At 40.8% G+C, this 20,355-nt stretch carries 15 protein-coding genes; 11 read left to right on the top strand and 4 right to left on the bottom strand.

What is annotated here, in order from left to right; translation table 11 throughout:
* The first annotated feature begins 166 nt into the window (after positions 1–166).
* Both FTU62_RS09490 and FTU62_RS09485 read left to right on the top strand, forming a co-directional pair.
* Positions 167–1,267: an OmpW family protein gene (locus FTU62_RS09490; RefSeq protein WP_180102520.1), complete on the top strand. Its 1,101-nt coding sequence runs from the start codon at positions 167–169 to the stop codon at positions 1,265–1,267.
* A gap of 441 nt (positions 1,268–1,708) precedes the next feature.
* A complete protein-coding gene (locus FTU62_RS09485; RefSeq protein ID WP_257223149.1) occupies positions 1,709–3,847 on the top strand; it encodes a hypothetical protein in 2,139 nt (712 codons plus the stop codon).
* A 64-nt stretch (positions 3,848–3,911) separates the two neighbouring features.
* On the opposite strand, the gene FTU62_RS09480 is transcribed toward FTU62_RS09485, so the two are convergent.
* Positions 3,912–5,432 carry an acetyl-CoA C-acetyltransferase gene (locus tag FTU62_RS09480; RefSeq protein WP_180102519.1) on the bottom strand — a complete coding sequence of 507 codons (1,521 nt, stop codon included), beginning with the start codon at positions 5,430–5,432 and terminating at the stop codon, positions 3,912–3,914.
* Between the two features lie 241 nt (positions 5,433–5,673).
* On the opposite strand from FTU62_RS09480, the gene FTU62_RS09475 reads away from it, so the two are divergent.
* The 5 genes from FTU62_RS09475 to dnaX all read left to right on the top strand — a co-directional run bounded on the left by FTU62_RS09475 (position 5,674) and on the right by dnaX (position 12,342).
* Positions 5,674–7,065, top strand: coding sequence for a 3-oxoacyl-ACP reductase (locus tag FTU62_RS09475; protein WP_180102518.1), 1,392 nt, complete (start codon positions 5,674–5,676; stop codon positions 7,063–7,065).
* A gap of 168 nt (positions 7,066–7,233) precedes the next feature.
* Positions 7,234–8,088, top strand: a complete 855-nt coding sequence (locus FTU62_RS09470; protein ID WP_180102517.1) for a MaoC/PaaZ C-terminal domain-containing protein — start codon at positions 7,234–7,236, stop codon at positions 8,086–8,088.
* Positions 8,089–8,176: 88 nt separating this feature from the next.
* Positions 8,177–9,463, top strand: a complete 1,287-nt coding sequence (locus tag FTU62_RS09465) for a serine hydrolase (protein WP_180102516.1) — start codon at positions 8,177–8,179, stop codon at positions 9,461–9,463.
* A gap of 84 nt (positions 9,464–9,547) precedes the next feature.
* A complete protein-coding gene (locus FTU62_RS09460; RefSeq protein WP_180102515.1) occupies positions 9,548–9,997 on the top strand; it encodes a copper resistance protein NlpE N-terminal domain-containing protein in 450 nt (149 codons plus the stop codon).
* Between the two features lie 134 nt (positions 9,998–10,131).
* Positions 10,132–12,342 (top strand): DNA polymerase III subunit gamma/tau, encoded by a 2,211-nt coding sequence (gene dnaX / locus FTU62_RS09455; RefSeq protein WP_180102514.1) that lies wholly within the window; start codon positions 10,132–10,134, stop codon positions 12,340–12,342.
* Positions 12,343–12,362: 20 nt separating this feature from the next.
* On the opposite strand, the gene FTU62_RS09450 is transcribed toward dnaX, so the two are convergent.
* On the bottom strand, positions 12,363–12,794 hold the full coding sequence (locus tag FTU62_RS09450) for a thioesterase family protein (protein ID WP_180102513.1): 432 nt from the start codon (positions 12,792–12,794) through the stop codon (positions 12,363–12,365).
* Between the two features lie 35 nt (positions 12,795–12,829).
* Positions 12,830–13,990: an iron-containing alcohol dehydrogenase gene (locus tag FTU62_RS09445; protein ID WP_180102512.1), complete on the bottom strand. Its 1,161-nt coding sequence runs from the start codon at positions 13,988–13,990 to the stop codon at positions 12,830–12,832.
* Between the two features lie 118 nt (positions 13,991–14,108).
* Between FTU62_RS09445 and FTU62_RS09440 the strand changes: the two genes are divergently transcribed.
* Genes FTU62_RS09440 through FTU62_RS09425 form a run of 4 tightly spaced genes read left to right on the top strand, consistent with a single transcriptional unit; the run spans position 14,109 to position 17,875 of the window.
* Complete coding sequence (locus FTU62_RS09440) at positions 14,109–14,624, top strand: low molecular weight protein-tyrosine-phosphatase (protein ID WP_111884272.1); 516 nt, start codon at positions 14,109–14,111, stop codon at positions 14,622–14,624.
* Positions 14,625–14,633: 9 nt separating this feature from the next.
* Positions 14,634–15,671, top strand: a complete 1,038-nt coding sequence (gene murB / locus FTU62_RS09435) for a UDP-N-acetylmuramate dehydrogenase (protein ID WP_180102511.1) — start codon at positions 14,634–14,636, stop codon at positions 15,669–15,671.
* A gap of 21 nt (positions 15,672–15,692) precedes the next feature.
* The gene (locus FTU62_RS09430) at positions 15,693–16,832 is read left to right on the top strand and encodes a YdcF family protein (RefSeq protein ID WP_180102510.1); all 1,140 of its coding nucleotides are present in this window, start codon (positions 15,693–15,695) and stop codon (positions 16,830–16,832) included.
* Positions 16,832–17,875 carry an alpha/beta hydrolase gene (locus FTU62_RS09425; protein WP_180010369.1) on the top strand — a complete coding sequence of 348 codons (1,044 nt, stop codon included), beginning with the start codon at positions 16,832–16,834 and terminating at the stop codon, positions 17,873–17,875. Before FTU62_RS09430 ends, FTU62_RS09425 begins: the two co-directional genes overlap by 1 nt.
* Positions 17,876–18,327: 452 nt before the next feature.
* Here the strand turns inward: FTU62_RS09425 and FTU62_RS09420 are convergent, their stop codons facing one another.
* Positions 18,328–19,998 (bottom strand): FMN-binding glutamate synthase family protein, encoded by a 1,671-nt coding sequence (locus tag FTU62_RS09420; protein WP_180102509.1) that lies wholly within the window; start codon positions 19,996–19,998, stop codon positions 18,328–18,330.
* Positions 19,999–20,355 lie beyond the last annotated feature (357 nt).

The raw sequence follows: 20,355 nt of genomic DNA, 5'->3' as shown, positions 1-20,355 counted from the left end.
TGTTCAAATGGCGATTCAGCGTTTAATTGGTTTTGGGAAAAAAGAAGAGTTTAAGGAAATTTTGGCAATTTTAAGAAAGCAGAATCCTGATAGGATAAGGGTTCTGTGAAATTTGTCGTGTACAGAGAAGTTGATTAAAAAAATATGCAAGACAAGGAGTTAGCATATGAAATTGATAAAAATTGTCACACCTGTTGTTTTGCTTGGGCTTACACAATTTACATTTGCAGATGGTAACTTTAAACGTTTTTCTGTATCTGCTGGTTGGATGCATGTGATGCCGCAAGGAAAGGCAAATCCATTTAATATTAATACTGCGGTAGCAAATGGCACACAGGCTGAAGTAGGCACAATTAGTACTGAAGGTTTTTTAAAAGCGATTGATCCGAATGCAATTTATAATGAAGGGAGTAATTCTGCGAATCTTAAGGACACTTTAACCGACCTTGTGAATGGCCCTTTGGGAGGATTAATTAAAGATAAGGATGGCAATATCAAGTCAGAGATTGCAGGGATCGCAACGATCAATGGACTAGATAATTGGTCAGCTGAAGGGACGGGGCTTGAAGCAGAAGATGTCGATACATTAGGTTTAACATTTAACTACCATATTAATGATAATGTTTCTTTGCAAGTGATTGGCGGTATCCCACCTGAGGTGGATATTAAAGGTAAGGGGATGATTACCGCCCCATTATCTGGTCTTGCAGAACCAGGCGGTCTGGGCGGTCTGTTATTCCCGGATGGTTTGCCACTAGATTACGCAGTACCCATTACGGATCTATCATCTTATGGTAAAGCGGCGAGTGCGAGAGCTTGGACGCCGGTATTTCAGGCACAGTACCAATTTGGTCAGTCGGGTGTAAATAAGTTTAGACCTTATGTGGGTGCAGGGATCATGTATGCTTATTTTAATGATATTGAACTCAATAAAGGAATTGAATCTGACTTAATTGCTGCAGGTCATATGATTCAAAACATTAAAGATAATAATGCGGGTGCAGCACTCGATGGTAAAGAATCATCAGGAAAAATGGTGGTCGATGTCGATGCGGATGATGCGATTGCTCCAATTGTCACACTTGGATTTACTTATGACTTCAACCCAAGTTGGTTTACGGTTGCTTCGGTGTCTTATGCAAAGTTAAATAATAAAACCAAGATTGATGTGATTAACCAAACGACGGGTGAACAATTAATTCATGCAACGACCAAGATCGATATTGATCCTATCATTACTTACTTAGGCGTAGGGTATCGTTTCTAAAAAATGATTGAATCGTAAAAACCCGCTCTTAAGAGCGGTTTTTTTCTTTAAGTATTTATTATTTAATCATCCTTGTTCGTCCATGACCATCAGCAATACAGATCAAGATGTGTATGCGGCCAGAACCTTTTATAAGTTCTGCTTTGGACTGAGGTACAGCAACCTATGTCGGAAAGGTTAAAAAAATCTTTTAGTCTTTGTTTTTCAATGGGTGTATTACTTCCATTGAGGAATTATTTCTATTTAAGTTTAATTATCGGGAAAATAAATAGAATTTTACCTATAAAAAATGTATTACATGACCATCTCTGCATTGTTAATGTGAAAAATATACTAATAACATCACTCAATATTGATGCTGATCCCAGTTTAATGATTAGGTAAATATTGTTTTTAGAATTATAAGATATTGATTATTTGTATTTTATTTTTTAGCGGTGTTTGGATGAAATTACGTGCATTAGCAGTAGTGGTTGCACTCATAATGACGGGTATGGTGGAGGTGGTGGTGAGTCTGGACAATCAACTGCTCCAACAGAATCTACACAGAATCAAGGTCAAATTAATTTAGCTAACGGCATCCGTTTAGCTGATGTGGCTTCAGAGTTAAATGTTTCAACATTTTCTTTAGCATCATGGAGTCCAACAGCCATTCAGCGCAGCGGCGACGTTTTATATATTGCAAACAATCAGCCGACAGTAGAAATTCTGCGTTATGATTTAAAAAATAAGACAGTTCTCAGTTCAATTTCCGCAGCAAGCACTATCGGCAATACAGGAAAATTATGGGCGGATATTAGCGATATATACATCGCAGGTAATCGTCTTTATGTATCGTCATCTGGCAGCCATCGCGCAGATATTTTTGATATTTCAGGAACTGCACCTGCCTATTTTGGGTCTCTAGGTACTGGGTCTACAAACGGTGGTCAGCCGTTTTATGCGATGACTAATCCAAGTGCAGTCATCGCAAATGATCAATATGTTTTTGTCGTGGATAACTTAAACCGTATCAATGTCTGGACTCAGGAAACGGTGAATGGAAAATCTAGTGCTGCTTTAAGAAAGTTTAGCCGCCTTGCATTGCCAAGCTGTGGCTCAGGTTGTGTACCGCGTTTAGAAATTATTGGTGATCAGCTATATGCTACAACAACGAATGGTCACACCTATGTCTATAACTTTAAAAATATTCATGAAACCTTAGATAAAGAATCATTTGTTCAGCCAGATAAAACGCAAAACTCAATCGCAACCGTGGTATATAGTGCAACGGACAACTTGCTCTATGCAGCGCAGCCGAGTGGAAAAATTGTCAGCTATTCAAAAAATAATCTAGCAAGCTTGTTGGCGGGACAGAATGGTCAAAATTTACCTAAATCTTTAGATTTAACGGTATATGGCGATGTTATTTATACACTGTCAAATCAAAAAATTATTGCATTGCCGCTGCGTAAAATTAAGCAAGTAATTTCAGATACACCAGTCGCATCAACTAACTTGCTCGAGTCGAAAGCGACTGAACAAACCCGTATGCTGCAAGATGGAGAAAGCTGGGCAACATTAACCAATACCACGTTGCGTAATATCCCTGTCAATAAAATATTATCGGCTTCATTTACCGGTAGCGGTATTCATTTGCAAAGCTACAGTGCTGCAGAAGTGAATAATTTAAAAATTGTAGGCAAGCTGCGTCAGAGTGAGCAATGGGTTGAAATTGCGACACTGGATCGTTTAACACCGTTCTCTACAAGCAAGCTCAATTTGACGATTGATAAAAATGCTGGATTTAATTTGGTTAATAAAATTGGTTCGGCACGTATTGAAGGTCTAAGCAATTTTAGTGAAGTGCCTCTTGAACTCTTTGAAGAAGTTAAAATCACGTCAGATTCAGATACACACGTTCAGAAGCTAAATACGATTAAAGCACAGTGGAAACTGACCTTTGGTACGTACAATCCTGAAAGCGATTCGAAGTGGTGCCGTATTACACCGTTGTATGCGCGTGAATGGGTCATTATGATGACTAACTTTGCCTATATGATCAGTACCCCAGAGTTTGAAACACTGTGGTTTAATCATAAGGCTGCAATGGGGCATGACTTCTTTGGTAATGCAGGCCGTGTAGAAGGGGCCAATGGCTACTTCAAAGCTGAAGATTATAAAAATATTTATAATAGTATTTTAAACCGTGGGCAGATTAGCCTCGGTGTTACCAACATGGGTGGTGGGCTTGGCGGTGGTCAGGTACTTGGTGTAGATGAATGGATTTACTACGGTCATTATAGACAATCTGGCTATCGAATTGTTGCACATGAATTCGGGCATCATTGGGGCGGACATAATAGCGCTTGGGCAATGGAAGGCTGGGGCTTTGAAGCAATGATGGATAATTTAAATTTCTATTTCCAGCGTCAGCCAGGTTCTTTACCTTATATGGATCCGAATTTAAACAGCTTCCATACACGTCCAGATTCAGAGTTATGCCAAGGGATTAGCCAAAACATTTTGAATGGTGTAGCTTCAAAAACACCTTGGAATAAGGTGGATGAATACTTTAAAAATAATCCATTACCGAAATAATGTTTAGCATTGAAGCATTAAAAAAAGCACCTCATTTGAGGTGCTTTTTTTAAATCTGAGAAACTTATTTTTCAATAATTGCTGTTACGCCTTGACCACCCGCAGCACAGATCGATACAAGTACACGGCCTGAACCTTTTTGGTTCAATAGTTTTGCAGCAGTTGCAATAATACGACCGCCAGTTGCAGCAAATGGGTGACCTGCGGCAAGTGATGAGCCTTTCACGTTCAATTTAGAACGATCAATTGAACCCAATGGGGCATCTAAGCCTAAACGTTCTTTACAGAATTTAGGATCTTCCCATGCTTTCAGCGTAGACAATACTTGAGATGCAAATGCTTCATGAATTTCATAGTAATCGAAGTCTTGTAGTGTAATGCCTGCACGTTCAAGCATACGAGGCACTGCATACGCAGGCGCCATCAATAAGCCTTCTTTTTTCTCTACAAAGTCAACTGCCGCTGTTTCTTGGAAAGTTAAATAAGCAAGAACTTCGTGACCGTTTGCTTTTGCCCATTCTTCAGAGGCAAGAAGGACACATGATGCACCATCAGTCAGTGGAGTCGAGTTACCCGCTGTCATGGTACGTGCATCGCCTTTACCAAACGCTGGTTTTAACTTCGCAAGTTTTTCTACAGAAGAGTCTGCACGTAAGTTGTTGTCACGCTCTAAACCAAGGAATGGCGTAATCAGGTCATCGAAGAAACCTTCTTCATATGCAGCTGCCATTTTTTGATGTGAAGATGCCGCAAGTTCATCTTGCGCTTCACGAGAGATACCCCATTCAAGTGTCGTAATCGCTTGATGGTCACCCATAGAAAGACCTGTACGTGGTTCACCGTTTTTCGGCGCATCCATCAAATCTTTAACATTAATTTTAGTTAATGCTTTTAGGCGGTCTTTACCCGTTTTTGCAATGTTCAATTCAAGTAAAGCTTTACGTAGGCCATCACCAAAAGCGATTGGTGCATCAGAGGTTGTATCTACACCACCAGCAATACCCACTTCGATTTGACCCAATGCGATTTTGTTAGCAACCAAGAAAGCTGCTTGTAAACCTGTACCACATGCTTGTTGAATATCGTAAGCAGGTGTTTCAGGAGCAAGTTCGGTATTGAGTACACACTCACGGGTCATGTTAAAGTCACGACTATGTTTTAACACGGCACCAGCAACAACTTCACCAAGGCGTTGACCTTGAAGGTTGAAACGTTCAACAAGACCATTTAATGCAGCGGTGAACATATCGCTGTTCGATGCAGTGAAGTAAGCGCCGTTAGAACGAGCGAAAGGAATACGATTACCACCGATAATAGCAACGCGGCGAACTGTGTTTTGACTCATGGTATTATCCTGTTGAACAGACGTTTGAGTTGTTGATTTTGAAGCTGTTTTAGGGTTTGAAGCGGGTGTCTTAGTACGTGTAGATGCACGACGAGGACGGCTCGTTTTAGCGACATCACTTGTAGACTTGGTTGCTGTGCCCGTACTTTTAGCGGTACGTGGCGTACTCTTTGATGTATTTGACACAGTTTCCGTAGTCGGACTTTCGACTGCTGGATTTTCTTGAGTTGTTTTGCTCATAAGGCTTTTCCAAGCATGTTGATGATCTTCTTGACGGCTACATTAGCATATTCACCAAAGGGGTAAATTGACTAAAATGACATTCGCTAAAGCATTCAGGTCAAGCCATCTGCGGTTTAACTCAAGTATGATTCCATGGAAACTGATGGAACTATTGAAATATAAGTATCTGACATCATCTTGAAGTTAAAGGGATATCTTCAGATCCATCAAAAATTAATCTGTATGAGAGATAATAAACATGACTGATCAATACCAAACATTTGCAAAATCTCCTATTGGTAAATTTGTCATCAAAAATTTAGGTTTACCATCACCGACTTTTTTAGAGCGTTTTGAGTCTGCAACACCTGTCGTTAAAGGTGCGGTTTTATTCGGTGCAGCGCCTGCTTCAACATTATCTGGTGCTATTGCACAAGTCTTGGCAAATATTCATGCCAATAGCTATGCAGGCAATAATGCTGAATTACAACAAGCTGCTGCCAAGTCAGGTTTAAACCTAAGCGCATTTAATGAAGGTGATAAAGAGTCTAAGTTTAAAGTTGTAGTTTTTGATGCATCTGGTATTCAAAATTCAGAGCAACTTCATTCGCTTTATGCATTCTTTAATCCAATTGCTCGTCAAATTCAGGCATCTGGTCGTGTTGTCGTTGTTGGTACAACACCAGAGACTGCGAAAACTGTGAAACAAGCCATTGCACAACGTGCATTAGAAGGTTTTGTAAAATCAGTGGGTAAAGAGTTTAAGAAAGGGATTGCAGCACAATTAGTTTATGTGGACGAAGGTGCTGAAGCAAACTTAGAATCTGCATTACGTTTTGTGATTTCACCACGTTCAGCTTATGTATCGGGTCAGGTGATTCGTGTATCTAAAGCAGATGTTGTGGATGTTGACTGGAATAAACCGCTTGCAGGCAAAACAGCTGTAGTAACAGGTGCAAGCCGTGGTATTGGTGAAGCAATTGCACATGTATTGTCACGTGATGGCGCGCATGTCATTTGTTTGGACGTTCCACAGCAGCAAGCTGACCTTGACCGTGTTGCAGGTGAAATTGGCGGTTCTACGCTCGCGATTGATATTACTGCAAGCGATGCCGGTGAAAAAATCAAAGCGGCGGCAGCTGCTCGAGGTGGTTTGGATATCATCGTGCACAATGCAGGGATTACCCGTGACAAAACTTTGGCCAATATGAAGCCTGAGCTTTGGGACTTGGTGATTAACATTAACTTGTCTGCGATTGAGCGTGTAAATGATTACCTTCTTGAAAATGATGGCTTCAATGCAAATGGTCGTATTGTTTGCGTATCTTCTATTTCAGGTATTGCAGGTAACTTAGGTCAAACCAACTATGCTGCTTCTAAAGCTGGTGTAATTGGTGTGGTTAAATTTACTGCTCCATTATTGAAAAATGGCGTAACCATTAATGCTGTTGCTCCAGGTTTTATTGAAACGCAAATGACTGCTGCGATTCCATTTGCAATCCGTGAAGCAGGTCGTCGTATGAACTCGATGAGTCAAGGTGGTTTACCTGTGGATGTTGCTGAAACGATTGCGATGTTTGCTTCAACTGCGTCGACTGGCTTGAACGGTAACGTGGTACGTGTGTGTGGTCAAAGCTTGTTAGGGGCTTAAAGCACTCCTCTTAAAATACCCTCTCCTTTTAGGAGAGGGTTAGGGAGAGGTAAAAATTTGCTATAAATGAATGGGTTTAACCCTCATTCTAGCCTTCTCCTTGAGCTATATATGGCGCAAGAGAAGATGCTTTTAAAACATTGAAATAAAAACTTCCAAAGGTTTAGTATGAATACTCGCCATTTTAGTCAACTTCCAAAACCTTATTTAGCCTATCCAAAAGTGATTCAAGGCTTGATTTTTAAAAAGCCTAAAGCTGAAAAAGTGCTGCCGCAAGTTGAATATGTGGTGGATTCATTTAAGGTCGATCAAAAACATTTAAAAGCTTATAACGAAGTCTGTGGCTTTAAAAACAATGGTTATATCCCAGCGATTTATTTGGCTGTGCTTTCTCAAAGTTTGCAAATGCATATGATGACTACGGAAGCTTTTCCATTTGCGATCTTAGGTTTGGTACATATTCGTAACCAAGTGAAGCAATATCGCAAAGTTGGTGTGAATGAAACACTGTCATTGTCATGCAAATTTGGTGAATTACAGCCACATGATAAAGGCGTGCAATTTGACTTTATTACCACTGCAAAAGTGGGCGATGAAGTGGTTGTAGAATCATTAACCACATATTTAGCACGTCAAAAAACTGAGAACAAAGCTGCGGCAAAATCTACCGAAACAAAGCCAGCAGAGTTGCAAGTTCAAGCTGAATGGAATGTTTCTGAAAATACCGGTCGCCGTTATGCATTGACTTCTGGTGACTTTAACTTGATTCATATTCATGCTGTAACCGCTAAAGCGTTTGGTTTTAAACAAGCCATTGCACATGGTATGTGGAGTAAAGCCAAAGCTTTGTCGAGCTTAACTTTGCCAGATGCCTATGAAGTAGATGTATGGTTTAAATTACCCATGTATTTACCTTCTCAAGTCGAGTTTCTAACTGCGCAAACAGGTAAAGATACAGAGTTTGCCATTCGAAATAGTAAGAACAAAAAGCCGCATGTCGCGGGAAGTGTAAAGGCACTTTAAGACTTAAGCCTAAATCGATATCGGTTTAGGCTTTTTTGCTTTAATCTCAAGTTTTAATCTCAAGCGATTCATATTCAAAGGAATGATGATGCAGGCGCTCAAAGAATATCTATTTGCACAGAAGAATAATTTTCAAGGTACGGTTGACGAGGCGTTTCAAGATTTGGCGGCGCAATTTAGCCGGATGCAGGATGCTCGAACCCACTTAGGCGGAGCCGCCTTAGTGGTGTATTTTAAAGGTCAAAAAGTCGTAGATATTTGGACTGGTAAAAAGTCAGCCGAAGAAGCTTGGCAGGCCAATACACCCTCAGTCTGTTATTCCACGGGTAAAGGCGTACTTGCAACGCTTGCACATATCTTAGTGAGCGAAAGCTTTCTAGATTACGATACTCCCGTTGCAGCATATTGGCCGGAGTTTGCTCAAAATGGCAAGTCGGATATCACATTAAGGCACATGCTGAGTCACCAAAGTGGTTTATACGATATCCGTAATATCATTGAAACAGCATCCGAAATGGCTGATTGGCCACATATGCTTAAAGTCATCGAACAAGCTAAGCCACGTTTTGAGCCATCAACTGATGCAGCATATCAACCGTTAACCTTCGGTTGGCAAGTCGGTGGTGTACTTGAAAAGGCCACAGGTCGACCGCTTGCTGAACTAATGCAACACTATTTGGTTGAGCCTTTGGCATTGGATCATGCATTTTTTGGCGTACCAGAACATCAACTTGGTGAGGTTGCACGCTTGATTCCGAAAAAGAAAAAAGAAGAACGTGCTGTAGATACATCTGCACAAGAAAATACCCAAGCACAGACAACGAAAAAAAAGACCGAGACACGAAAACCGTCAATCTTTGATCAGCTCCTACAACTTTCGGGACACAATTTGCAAGACTTTCAAGATGGTATGATTCCAAAAGGAATGCGTAAGTTTTCATTTTTTAGTGATGAGGGTTTACAAGCCATCATTCCTGCAGCTACTGGTGTATTTAGTGCCAATAGTTTAGCGAAAATCTATGCAATGCTAGCCAATCATGGCCAGTGGCAAGGACAGACCTTAATCACACCGCAAGTTTTTGAATCTTTAAGTAAAATTCAATATAAAAAACGTGATCGTATTATGCCTTTACCGATGAATTGGCGTTTGGGTTATCACCGCATTTTAACTTTAGGCAAATCTAGTGAAGGTTTTGGACATATTGGTTTTAATGGTTCTGGGGCCTGGTGTGATCCGCAGCGTGATTTAAGTTTTGCTTATACACATAACTTTGCGACGGGTTCAATCACTGGCGATTATCGCTTATGGGGCTTAACTCAAGAAACGCTACGCTGTGCAGACAAAGCACTTAAAGGACGTAAGGGCTGGCTTTAAGATACTTCGGGATAGAACAGGAATTGGGGAAATGTGAAAAATATGCTATTTTCCCACGCAGTTTTAGACTGCTGTGATATCCCTATGAAAAAAGTTGTTTTGATTCCCTTAGTCGCAACGTCGGCAATGTTGGGTTGTCAGGATTCAACTCAAACGAAAGCAAAAGAGATAGAAGCGATTACTGCCGAAAAACAGCAAGCTGCATGGGTGGGTGATTTTAAAGGTACAACGCCGTGTATGGGCTGTCTTTCTCGTTGTGAAGATTGTCCCGGTATGGCTGTGGCTCTTGAGCTACATGAAGACCAAACCTATACACTTACTCGTGAAAGTCTAAGTGGTCATAACGAAGTAGAAGTGCTAAAAGGTGTAATTCGTTTTAAAGATGAATCAAAGCAGCAGCTAGAACTTATGAATGTGCAAACGCGTAATCTTTTGTATGTAGATTTGGATCAGCAATTGCTTGAAATTCTTGAAGACCAGACGGCGAAACGCTATCAAATGCAGAGTGATTTCCTTTTAAATAAAGCAGTTTAAGCATTCGTAATTTATATTAAATTTGCCTGATCATTGTGATAGCTCAAGATCGGATTTTTATTGTCCAAACTCTGCCATTTATTTCACTATTAGACAAAAAAACAGTATGCTTACACCTGTAAAAAGGAGCATACATGTATCAAGTACTTGCACGAAAATACCGTCCACGAAATTTCATTGAACTCGTGGGGCAAAACCATGTGTCACGCGCACTTACCAGTGCCTTAGAACGTGGTCGGTTACATCATGCGTATTTATTTACAGGTACTCGTGGCGTGGGTAAAACCACCATTGCCCGTATTTTGGCAAAATGTCTGAACTGTGAAACAGGTGTAACCTCAACGCCTTGTGAAGTTTGCCCAACGTGTAAAGCAGTAAATGAAGGCCGTTTTATTGATTTAATTGAAATCGATGCGGCATCACGGACCAAAGTTGAAGATACCCGAGAACTTCTCGACAACGTTCCTTATGCACCAACCCAAGGTCGCTTCAAGGTTTATCTGATCGATGAAGTGCATATGCTCTCTACGCATTCATTTAACGCGTTATTAAAGACTCTAGAAGAACCGCCAGAGCATGTGAAGTTCTTATTTGCTACTACAGATCCACAAAAATTACCGATTACTGTCATTTCACGTTGCTTGCAATTTACTTTGCGTCCTTTAGCGGTGGATGAAATCACATCGCATTTGACAGATATCTTACAAAAAGAACAAATTCAAGCGGAGCAAGATGCGATTTGGCAAATTGCTGAATCGGCTCAAGGTTCACTGCGTGATGCATTGTCACTGACTGACCAAGCGATTGCCTATGGTCAGGGTTCAATTCAGCACCAAGATGTTAAAGACATGTTGGGCCTAATTGACCGTACGATCATTTACGATTTGATTTTAGCCATTCATCAAAATCAGCGTGAACGCGTGAGTGCTTTACTCATGCAATTCCGTCAACAAGCGCTGGATGTTTCGCTGGTATTAGATCAGTTGATTTCAACGTTACATGAACTGGCATTATTACAATACTTGCCAGACTTAGCGTTGAAATATAGCGCTGAGATCAATCAAAAAATTATGCAACTGTCGCAGTTGATTTCAGCACAAGATTTGCAGTTGTATTATCAAGTCGCATGCAAAGGTCGGGCAGACTTGCAGTTGGCAGTCACGCAAGAGCAAGGTTTTGAGATGTGTGTGCTACGTCTATTAGCATTCCGTCCATTACAGCCAAACGAAATGTTGGTCTCTGCCGTACAGCAAGAGTCAGCCGCACAGCCACAGCTTGCTCAAAATCAGGCCGAAACAGTTCAGCCGACTCAAACACAGTCTTTGCAGCAACCCAATACCGTTGTTGAGTCTGCTGCACAGGTTGCCACTGTTGAGCAGCCTGAAGCTGTACCCGCTGTAGACACATCGCCAGCTTTCGATGATTTTGATGATTCACATTATGAAGACGATGATGGCTATGCTTCTGCACCTGCAGTTGATGAACCTTCATCTGATGATTTTTTAGATGATCCTGAAGAAGACGCAATAAGCCAAACTTCTACAGCAAATGGCACTCTAGATACGCAAGAGGTTGCACCGGTTGAGTCTGTATCGACACAGCAAAATGACACGCTTGTTATGGATGCCGTGGCAGAAGATACATTATTTGATTTAGATCCGACGCCGAGTACTGAAACTGAAGAAGTTGATGTGAGCGCTATAAATTTTGAAGATATTGCACCTTTAGAACCAACAGCTTTAGAGTCAAAAAGTGTAGAGCCTGAAACAGCTCAGCCACATTTGATAAATGCCATTGAACCACAACATGTGGTGAATGAATCAGTTTCGGGTGCTCAAGGCGACACTGGTTTTGATCTAGCATCACCACAAGTTACGCAAAGTTCCGTTTCTTCGGATGCTGTTCAAACGGGTTCATCTTCTACCTTGATGCCACAAGATATTTTGACTTTACAGCCTCAAACCCTTGAAGGTGAGTGGACGGTCGAAAAGTGGGAGTATTGGTTCCGAAATAGTCAACTTTCACCTGCGGTACAAGAGTTGGCTCAGCATGGCATTATGCGAGGTACGATTGACGGTGAATCGACTTTCCATATTCCAAAGCGATACGAAGCTTTAGTGACTCAATTGCAGCATGTATTGGAACAAGCCATTCATGCGCAATGGTCAAAATGTCGTTTCCATATCAGCTTTGAAGATGTCGAAGAAACCACACCGTATGCTTTACAACATGTCCGCAAGGAAAAGGCCTTTGCACGTGCAAATGAGTTATTACATGCTGAGCCTGTTGTGAAAGACTTACTCAAAAGCTTTGATGGTGAGTTGCAAAATATCCAGCTCAAATAAGTTTCAAGCTGGATATAAAATTAAAGTAAAAATTGAGTTAAAGCATCTCGCATATCATCGGGTATCGAGGTGCTTTTTCGTGTTTGGCGGTCAACAAACACATGAACGAAATGTCCTTGGGCTGCAGCCTCATTTTGTCCTTGTTTAAAAATAGCCAAGTCATAGCGCAGTGAAGAATTACCAATTTTTTCAATCGCAACCCCAACTTCAATGATTTCTGGATAGGACAGCTCTTGTAAAAAGCTGCAGGCTGAATCGACCACTAAACCAATGATCGGGGTATTTCGCAAATCAAAACCGGCATGTTGAATCAAGAGTGCATTTGCAGCAGTATCAAAATAGCTGTAATAGATGACATTATTGACATGACCATACATATCGTTGTCTGCCCAACGTGTTTGGATTGGAAATAAAAATCGATAGTTTTGGCGGCGTTTAGTTTTAGGTTTCATCGTTGGTATTTTCTTTATTTCAAAATGAGTGAACTTTAGGCATAGATCGATTGGTAAATCTGGCGAGCGTCTTCAAACTGCAGTTCTCGCGGATTATTTTGTAATAGTCGCGTTTGTAATAGCGCATCTTCTGCTAAACGATCAAGCATATTTTCAGGCACATTGAGTTGACTGAGTTTAAGCACTAAACCGCTCTGATCTAAATGATTTTGCATATGATCAATAAATAAATCACATAAACCATCGGTACAGCCCGTACTGTATGGGTCTAGCCAACTCATAAGTTCTGCATAATGCTGCTTGGCCTGAGGTGCATTAAACTTTAACACTTCAGCGAGAACCAGTGCATTGGTATGACCATGCGAGAGATGAAAGTGTCCACCGAGTGGATAGGCGAGTGCATGCACCGCTGCAACTGGCGCATTAGCAAAGGCCTGACCTGCAAGCATTGAACCGACCAGCATGTGCTGACGCGCTTCGAGGTTATGTCCGTCGTGTAAAACCAGCGCTAAATTTTTATTTAATAAACGCAAAGCTTGTTTAGCAAGCATATCCGCATACGGATTTTTTTTAATTTTTGATGTATAGGCTTCAATGGCATGCACCATGGCATCGATACCGGTTGCTGCGGTAATGTGTGCGGGAAGATTTAATGTAAAGTTCGCATCGAGGATACAGACATCGGCATACAGTACAGGGGAGACGATACCTGTTTTGGTGGTTTCACCTGTAGTGACGATAGAGATTGGTGTGACTTCAGAGCCGGTCCCTGCCGTTGTCGGGATCAAAATGAGCGGTAAGCGTGGTCGTTTTGCATTACCAACACCATATAAATCACGGATCTGTTGTGTTTGCTTAGGATGAGCCAAAATCGCAATAATTTTAGCCACATCCATTGAACTTCCACCGCCAAAACCAATAATCAAATCTACTTTTTCATTTTTGGCAAATTGAACTGCATCTAAAACTATATGTTCTGCAGGGTCGGCTTGGATACTAGAATAAATTACATAATCTTGATGGATACTTTCTAAAATATCCAAAATGGGTAAATGTAATTGTTGTTGCAACATACCGGGGTCGGTCACAAGCATGACACGTTTGGCTTGAAAGTCGTCTAGGACCTCTCTCAGTTGGGAAATAGAGCCTAAGCCTGAAATAATATTGCTGACGGTTTGAAACTGAAATTGACTCATTGGCTTATCCCTAATTTTTTATATCCAAATAAACATTATTCTTGAGTGTTGATATAGGATTCATCCTGTAAATAACTTAACATAAGACGCTTGAAATAAAAGTAGTCTTGAGGTTGTTATGTCATCCAGCACGCCATATAAGGTGTTGTGTGTTTGTTTAGGAAATATTTGCCGTTCACCTACGGCTGAAGTGGTTCTCAGACATTTTTGTGATGAAGCGCAACTCAATATTCACGTCGACTCTGCGGGTACGAGCAATTATCATCCGGGCAAAGCGCCTGATCTTCGTAGCCAACAGCATGCAAAATTACGAGGCTATAACTTATCTGCATTACGCGCACGTCAGTTAACGGTTCATGATTTTATTGAATTTGATTTGATTTTGGCCATGGACTACGAAAATTTAGACAATATTCAAAACCTCATGCAAAAGGCGCAGCAACAATTCGGTCAACTACGTGCACAAGTGTCTTTGATGAGTCAACATGATCACCAATATCCGCAACAAGAAGTACCAGATCCGTACTATGGGGGTGATGCAGGGTTTGAACATGTATTAGATCAATGCGAATCTAGCAGTCAGGCTTGGGTCAATTATTTAAAAACTCAGTTACAAGCACAGCAAAAAAATTAAGGTTTAAGAATGCAAATTCAAACACAGGTTCAGCTTAAGCCATTTAATACATTAAGCCTCGATGCTGTAGCATCTCATTATGTACGTGTTCAATCGGTAGAAGATATCCAAGCAGCGCTCGACTTTGCCAAAGCTGAGCAATTAAATGTATTGGTACTTTCAGGAGGCAGTAATATGCTGTTGCCTGAGCAAATACATGCTTTAGTGATGCACATGGATATTCAAGGTATTGAATATGTACAAGACGATGCCGATACACAGACTTTAAAAGTGGGTGCTGGGCAAGTGTGGCATGACTTTGTGCTATGGACGACGGCACACCAGTTTTATGGCTTACAAAATTTAGCATTGATACCCGGTTTAGTCGGTGCTTCACCTGTGCAAAATATTGGAGCTTATGGTGTTGAAGCGGGTGAGTTTATTGAATCTGTACAGGTCTATGACCGAGTAACAGAACAGCAAAGTAGTATTAGCGCTGCCGATTGTCATTTTTCATATCGCCATAGTATTTTTAAAGATGAGCCAGAGCGTTTTATTATTACGCATGTCACGTTTAAACTTTTAAAACATGCAGATTTAAAATTAAATTATGGTGATTTAAAGCAGGCAGTGGGTGAAGACTTAAGTGCAGAAAACCTACAACAACAAGTCATTCATATTCGTCAAACCAAACTCCCAGATCCAAAAGAATTTCCAAATGTCGGAAGTTTCTTTAAAAATCCTGTGATTAGCCAGCAAGCCTTTGACCAAATTGCGCTGCAATTTCCCAATTTACCCCATTACCCACAACCGAATAATGCGGTAAAACTGGCAGCGGGCTGGTTAATTGACCAAGCAGGTTGGAAAGGGAAATCTGTGGGTTCAGTGGGTATGTTCCATAAGCAAGCTTTGGTGTTGGTCAATTATCAGGACGCCACGCTGCAAGATGTACGTACAACTTACAAAGCTGTACAACATGATGTTTTTGAAAAATTTAATATTGAACTACATCCTGAGCCTGTATTATTTGATACAAATGGCTTGATTCGATCTCACGCAGATCAATAAAAACACATAGGTTTTAGATTTATGCATAAAACACATTGGATGGTTCGCTTAGTACAAATTGCCGCAGTGCTATTTGTACTTTTGGGCTGTCTAATGATTTTTATCTATACGCCGTTTTATTCTAAATTGATCGTTAAAAGTTTAAATTATTTCGTTCCTGTAGAAGTCAATCAGCTCGCAGCGCAAAGTCAAAAACTCGGCGCCTTGAGTGATGATGATAACTATGAGCCGGGTTCTGACTTATGGATAGCGCGCCAAGCGTATTTAAAACTCATGGAGCAAGCCATACAGTCTGATGAGCCTCAAGATTTAACCCTTATACAAGCACGTTATAAGGCGTTACAGCAGCTCATTGAAGAAGAACATGAAAAAGAAAAGAATGATAGTCAAAAGGACATACCGAAAGTACCTCTGCTGAATCCTTCTGCGTCCGAGGCGGCTTCTTCTGAAGCATTGGCGGAAAATCCTGCTCAAAAAATGAAAGAGCTGCTTGAGCTCAATAGTGCGGAAAATAAAGGACTGATGACTCAATATACCGAGTTCTTAAAAAACCATGAAATTGAGCAATCGGCTTCAGAAGCGGAACCGATCGATGATGAAACATATCTTGATCTTGCCAAAATGAAAGATAAAACCCTGAAGCAGCCAACCGCAGAGCCGTATGCGATCGTGGTGTTAGGTGGTGGTTTAACCTTAGATAAAAATGATAAAGATATCGTAGTGAATGACTACACACGACTTCGACTGGAAAAAACACTCGATGTTGAACGAGCCAATAAGTTACCGATTGTGCTCAGTGGTGTAGAAGCACCGTATATGCAAGCATGGTTAAAGCAATATGATGTTGATGCGAAATTGCTTGAAGACCGCAGTATGAATACTTGCGAAAATTCGCGTTTTAGTTCGTTGCTTTTGCAGAAAAAAGGTGGAGCACCGACGGTGATTTTAATCACTGACCAATATCATATGCCTCGAACACGTCGTTTATTTGCATTAAATGGTATCGAAACCATTCCTGTTGTTGCACCCATGCCAACAACATTAACTACATGGCGACCAAGTGAAAAAAATTATGACCATAGTCGTCGTGCTAATTATGAATTATTAGCCACCTTACGTGACGTTTGGTTTGGCTCAAGTGACTGTCGGGAGGTCCCATAATGTCAGATATCCCATTTCTTAATCCTTCGATCCTTAAACAATTAGATCTTCCTGTTCCAAGTCGAGAATTAACCCCACAAGTATTAGAACCGCTAAATTTAAATCGACCTTTTGAGCCTAGTGTTGAAATACAGTCTTATAGACGACTTTATGGTTTAGATGCCTTGAAATGTGAACATTGGCAAGGCTATGTAGAAATGCCTTTGTTCAAATTACACGTACAAGTGTTTCAACCGAAACTGAAGACTGAAACGGATGTCATTAAAGGCACTGTATTTTTATTGCATGGTTATTTAGAGCATAGTGGAATATATCAGCCGATTATTCGTGAACTCTTAGATCAAGGTTTTAGTGTTTTAACCTATGATTTACCGGGGCATGGTCTAAGTAATGGCTCGCCAGCCAGTATTCAAAACTTTGACCATTACCAACAAGTTTTGGAAGCGGTATATCGTTATGTTAAACATGCGGCTCAATTACCGACGCCATGGTTAGGGATTGGACAGAGCACGGGTGGAGCGATTTGGCTGCATCATCTGTTAGATTTTGCTGAACATCGCAAAAACCCATATGTCGAACGGGTTTTATTATTATCTCCGCTGATTCGCCCTGCAAAAACGGCATGGTGGCATAACTCGGTTGGATTAGGCATTATTCGTCGTATTAAACGTGAAGTGCCACGTCATTTTAGACGGAATAATCATAACCCTGAGTTTTTACGTTTCGTCCGCTTAAAAGATCCTCTACAACCACGAATGATGGGGATGGATTGGATTTTGGCCATGTCAAAATGGATGCAGGAGATGGAGGAACGCCCAGCGTGTCGTATTCCAGTGTGGTTAGCGCAAGGCGCACAGGATCAAACTGTAGATTGGCGTTATAACATTGAGTTTATACGTCGTAAATTTCGTTTACAGACGCTTCTTATGCTTGAAGAAGGTTCGCATCAGCTGATTAATGAACGTGCCGATATTCGTGCTGCATTAACAGGTTTGATCCCGGCATTCTTGCATGCTCAATCCAACAGTAAGTCTTATTACTAACTGATGTTACGCACTAACATCAGGAGCGTAATTTGATTTAAATAAAAGTACGATACGCGGGAAGGTCATCCGCAAGTGTTTGAGACTGGACTACTCCTAATCAAAAATGTTTTTGTAATACTTTGAATAATTTGACGCTAGTGAACGAGTTTTGTCGGTGAGGTGCATTGCACCGCAAGATGGTTTCCTTGCGAAGCTTTGCTTCTCATTTTACCAAATGAGAAACAACGTTTCGTAAGAGTACCTCCAGCCGAAGGGTAATCCCTTTATTTAAGCCCTAGATGTAAGACTCCGTCGAATAGGCTTAAAAATTATTTTAAAAAAGCGTATTTACTTTTACGCGCGTAACATCAGTTACTAATTGACGATTGAGCACAGCTTACCTTAATCAGTGTGATGGATCTAGACGAAAAAAAAGAGGCGTAGTCGCCTCTTTTTTTATGGGGTAAGGGTCAGAACTTTTCTAGATGAGCCATATTCCACATACGGAAATAGAAGTTTTCCTCATCTTTATTTTCACAGCTGAGTAACTCCCCATCTTTTAACCAAAAATGTAGTTGTGCATAGTTTTTAATTTCACGGTTATTAATCCGCTGCGCTAGATGGTGCGCACGGATATCTGATGGATGTTGTAAACCTGCTGAGGCAATAAGTTCAGATAAAGCATGCATGGTGTTTTTATGGAAATTAAAAACACGCTCTGCTTTGGTCGGAACATGGATGGCTTTTTGACGGTCTTTGTCCTGCGTTGCAACGCCAACTGGACATTGGTTGGTATGACAGCTTTGAGCTTGAATACACCCGACTGCAAACATAAAGCCACGAGCTGAGTTCACCCAATCTGCACCAATTGCCATGGTACTGGCAATATCAAAAGCACTAATAATTTTACCACTGGCACCGACTTTAATTTTTGAACGTAAGCCTGCACCAATCAGGGTGTTATTAACAAAGAGTAGGCCTTCACGCAGTGGCGTACCCATATTATCAATCAATTCAATCGGCGCAGCGCCAGTCCCACCTTCAGAACCATCCACTACGATAAAATCAGGTGTAATCCCTGTATGTAACATGGCTTTTACGATACTCATAAATTGCCATGGTTGCCCGATACACAGTTTAAAACCCACAGGTTTGCCTTCTGACAGTTCGCGCAATTGCTGAATAAATTGCATCATTTCAATAGGGGTGCTAAAGGCAGGATGGCTAGATGGAGAGATACAGTCATGTTCACGGCTGACACCACGGATTTGAGCAATCTCTTCGGAAATTTTGTCTTTAGGTAAAATGCCACCATGGCCTGGTTTTGCACCTTGAGATAATTTGATCTCAATCATTTTGACTTGAGGGTGCTTGGCTTGTTCAGCAAAACGTACAGGGTCGAATTGACCATCAATCGTACGGCAGCCAAAGTAACCACTACCGAGTTCCCAAACAATGTCGCCACGATTTTCCAAGTGATAAGGACTAATACTGCCTTCACCGGTGTCATGGTAGAAATTGCCCATTTTTGCGCCTAAGTTTAAGGCACGAATGGCATTGGCACTTAAGCTACCAAAGCTCATCGCAGAGATGTTTAATATCGATGCGCTATACGGTTGCTTACATTGCTCATTGCCGATGTTAATACGGAATGTTTCAGGAATGGCAGGAATGCAAGGTGACAAGGAGTGATTGATAAAGCGGTAATCATTTTGGTAAACATCAACAATTGAACCAAATGGTTTATCTGCATTTTGATTTTTTGCACGTTGATAGACCAAGCTACGTTGCATACGAGAAAAGGGCAGTGCATCTTGATCAGATTCAATAAAATATTGGCGAATTTCAGGTCGAAATTCTTCAAATAGAAAACGAAAGTGCCCCATGATAGGGTAATTTTTTAAAATCGAATGTTTGTTTTGTATGACGTCATACAAACCCAATAAGCTTAAAAGCCCAGTAATGACCCAGATACTATTCAATAAGGTTTGTGGAATAAAATATTGAATATAACGCGGGGAATAACCTAAATGAAAACTCGAAATGAGTAGGAATATAAAAATACAAGCAAACCAAATGGAATGCCGAGAAAAAAAAGTATTTAGTAGCTTGTGGCGAATAGTTTGCGCTGGACTGGCCATATTTTGAAAAATCTTATTCAGCTCATTTGCTCATAATTTGCCGAGTTTATGCACAATGCTCAAGCTTTAATTTGTTGATTCAGTGTAGCATTTATAAAAAACAACATTGAAGTTGGATGAATTTTTCATTTAAAGCCAAATCAGATAAGAAAAGCAGGAATGTTCTTTAAGAAAATTTGTGAAAAGCAGCGCGGTTCTTGTTATTTCACAGTACGCAAAATGGAGGTTAAAGTGATTTTACTTTCTAAACACGAGGTGCTGAATATGACTATGAAATCTATTCGTTATAATAATGCCGACCTAGCCTGCCTATGTCAGTAATTGATTATAGCCATGAGAAATTAGCGCTACGGCATA

Origin of the sequence: Acinetobacter sp. YH12126 (assembly GCF_013418745.1) — a bacterium.
In the GTDB taxonomy this organism is placed as follows: domain Bacteria; phylum Pseudomonadota; class Gammaproteobacteria; order Pseudomonadales; family Moraxellaceae; genus Acinetobacter; species Acinetobacter amyesii.
Note: the sequence above shows the minus strand (reverse complement) of the source record. Positions and strands in the feature narration are given on the sequence as shown.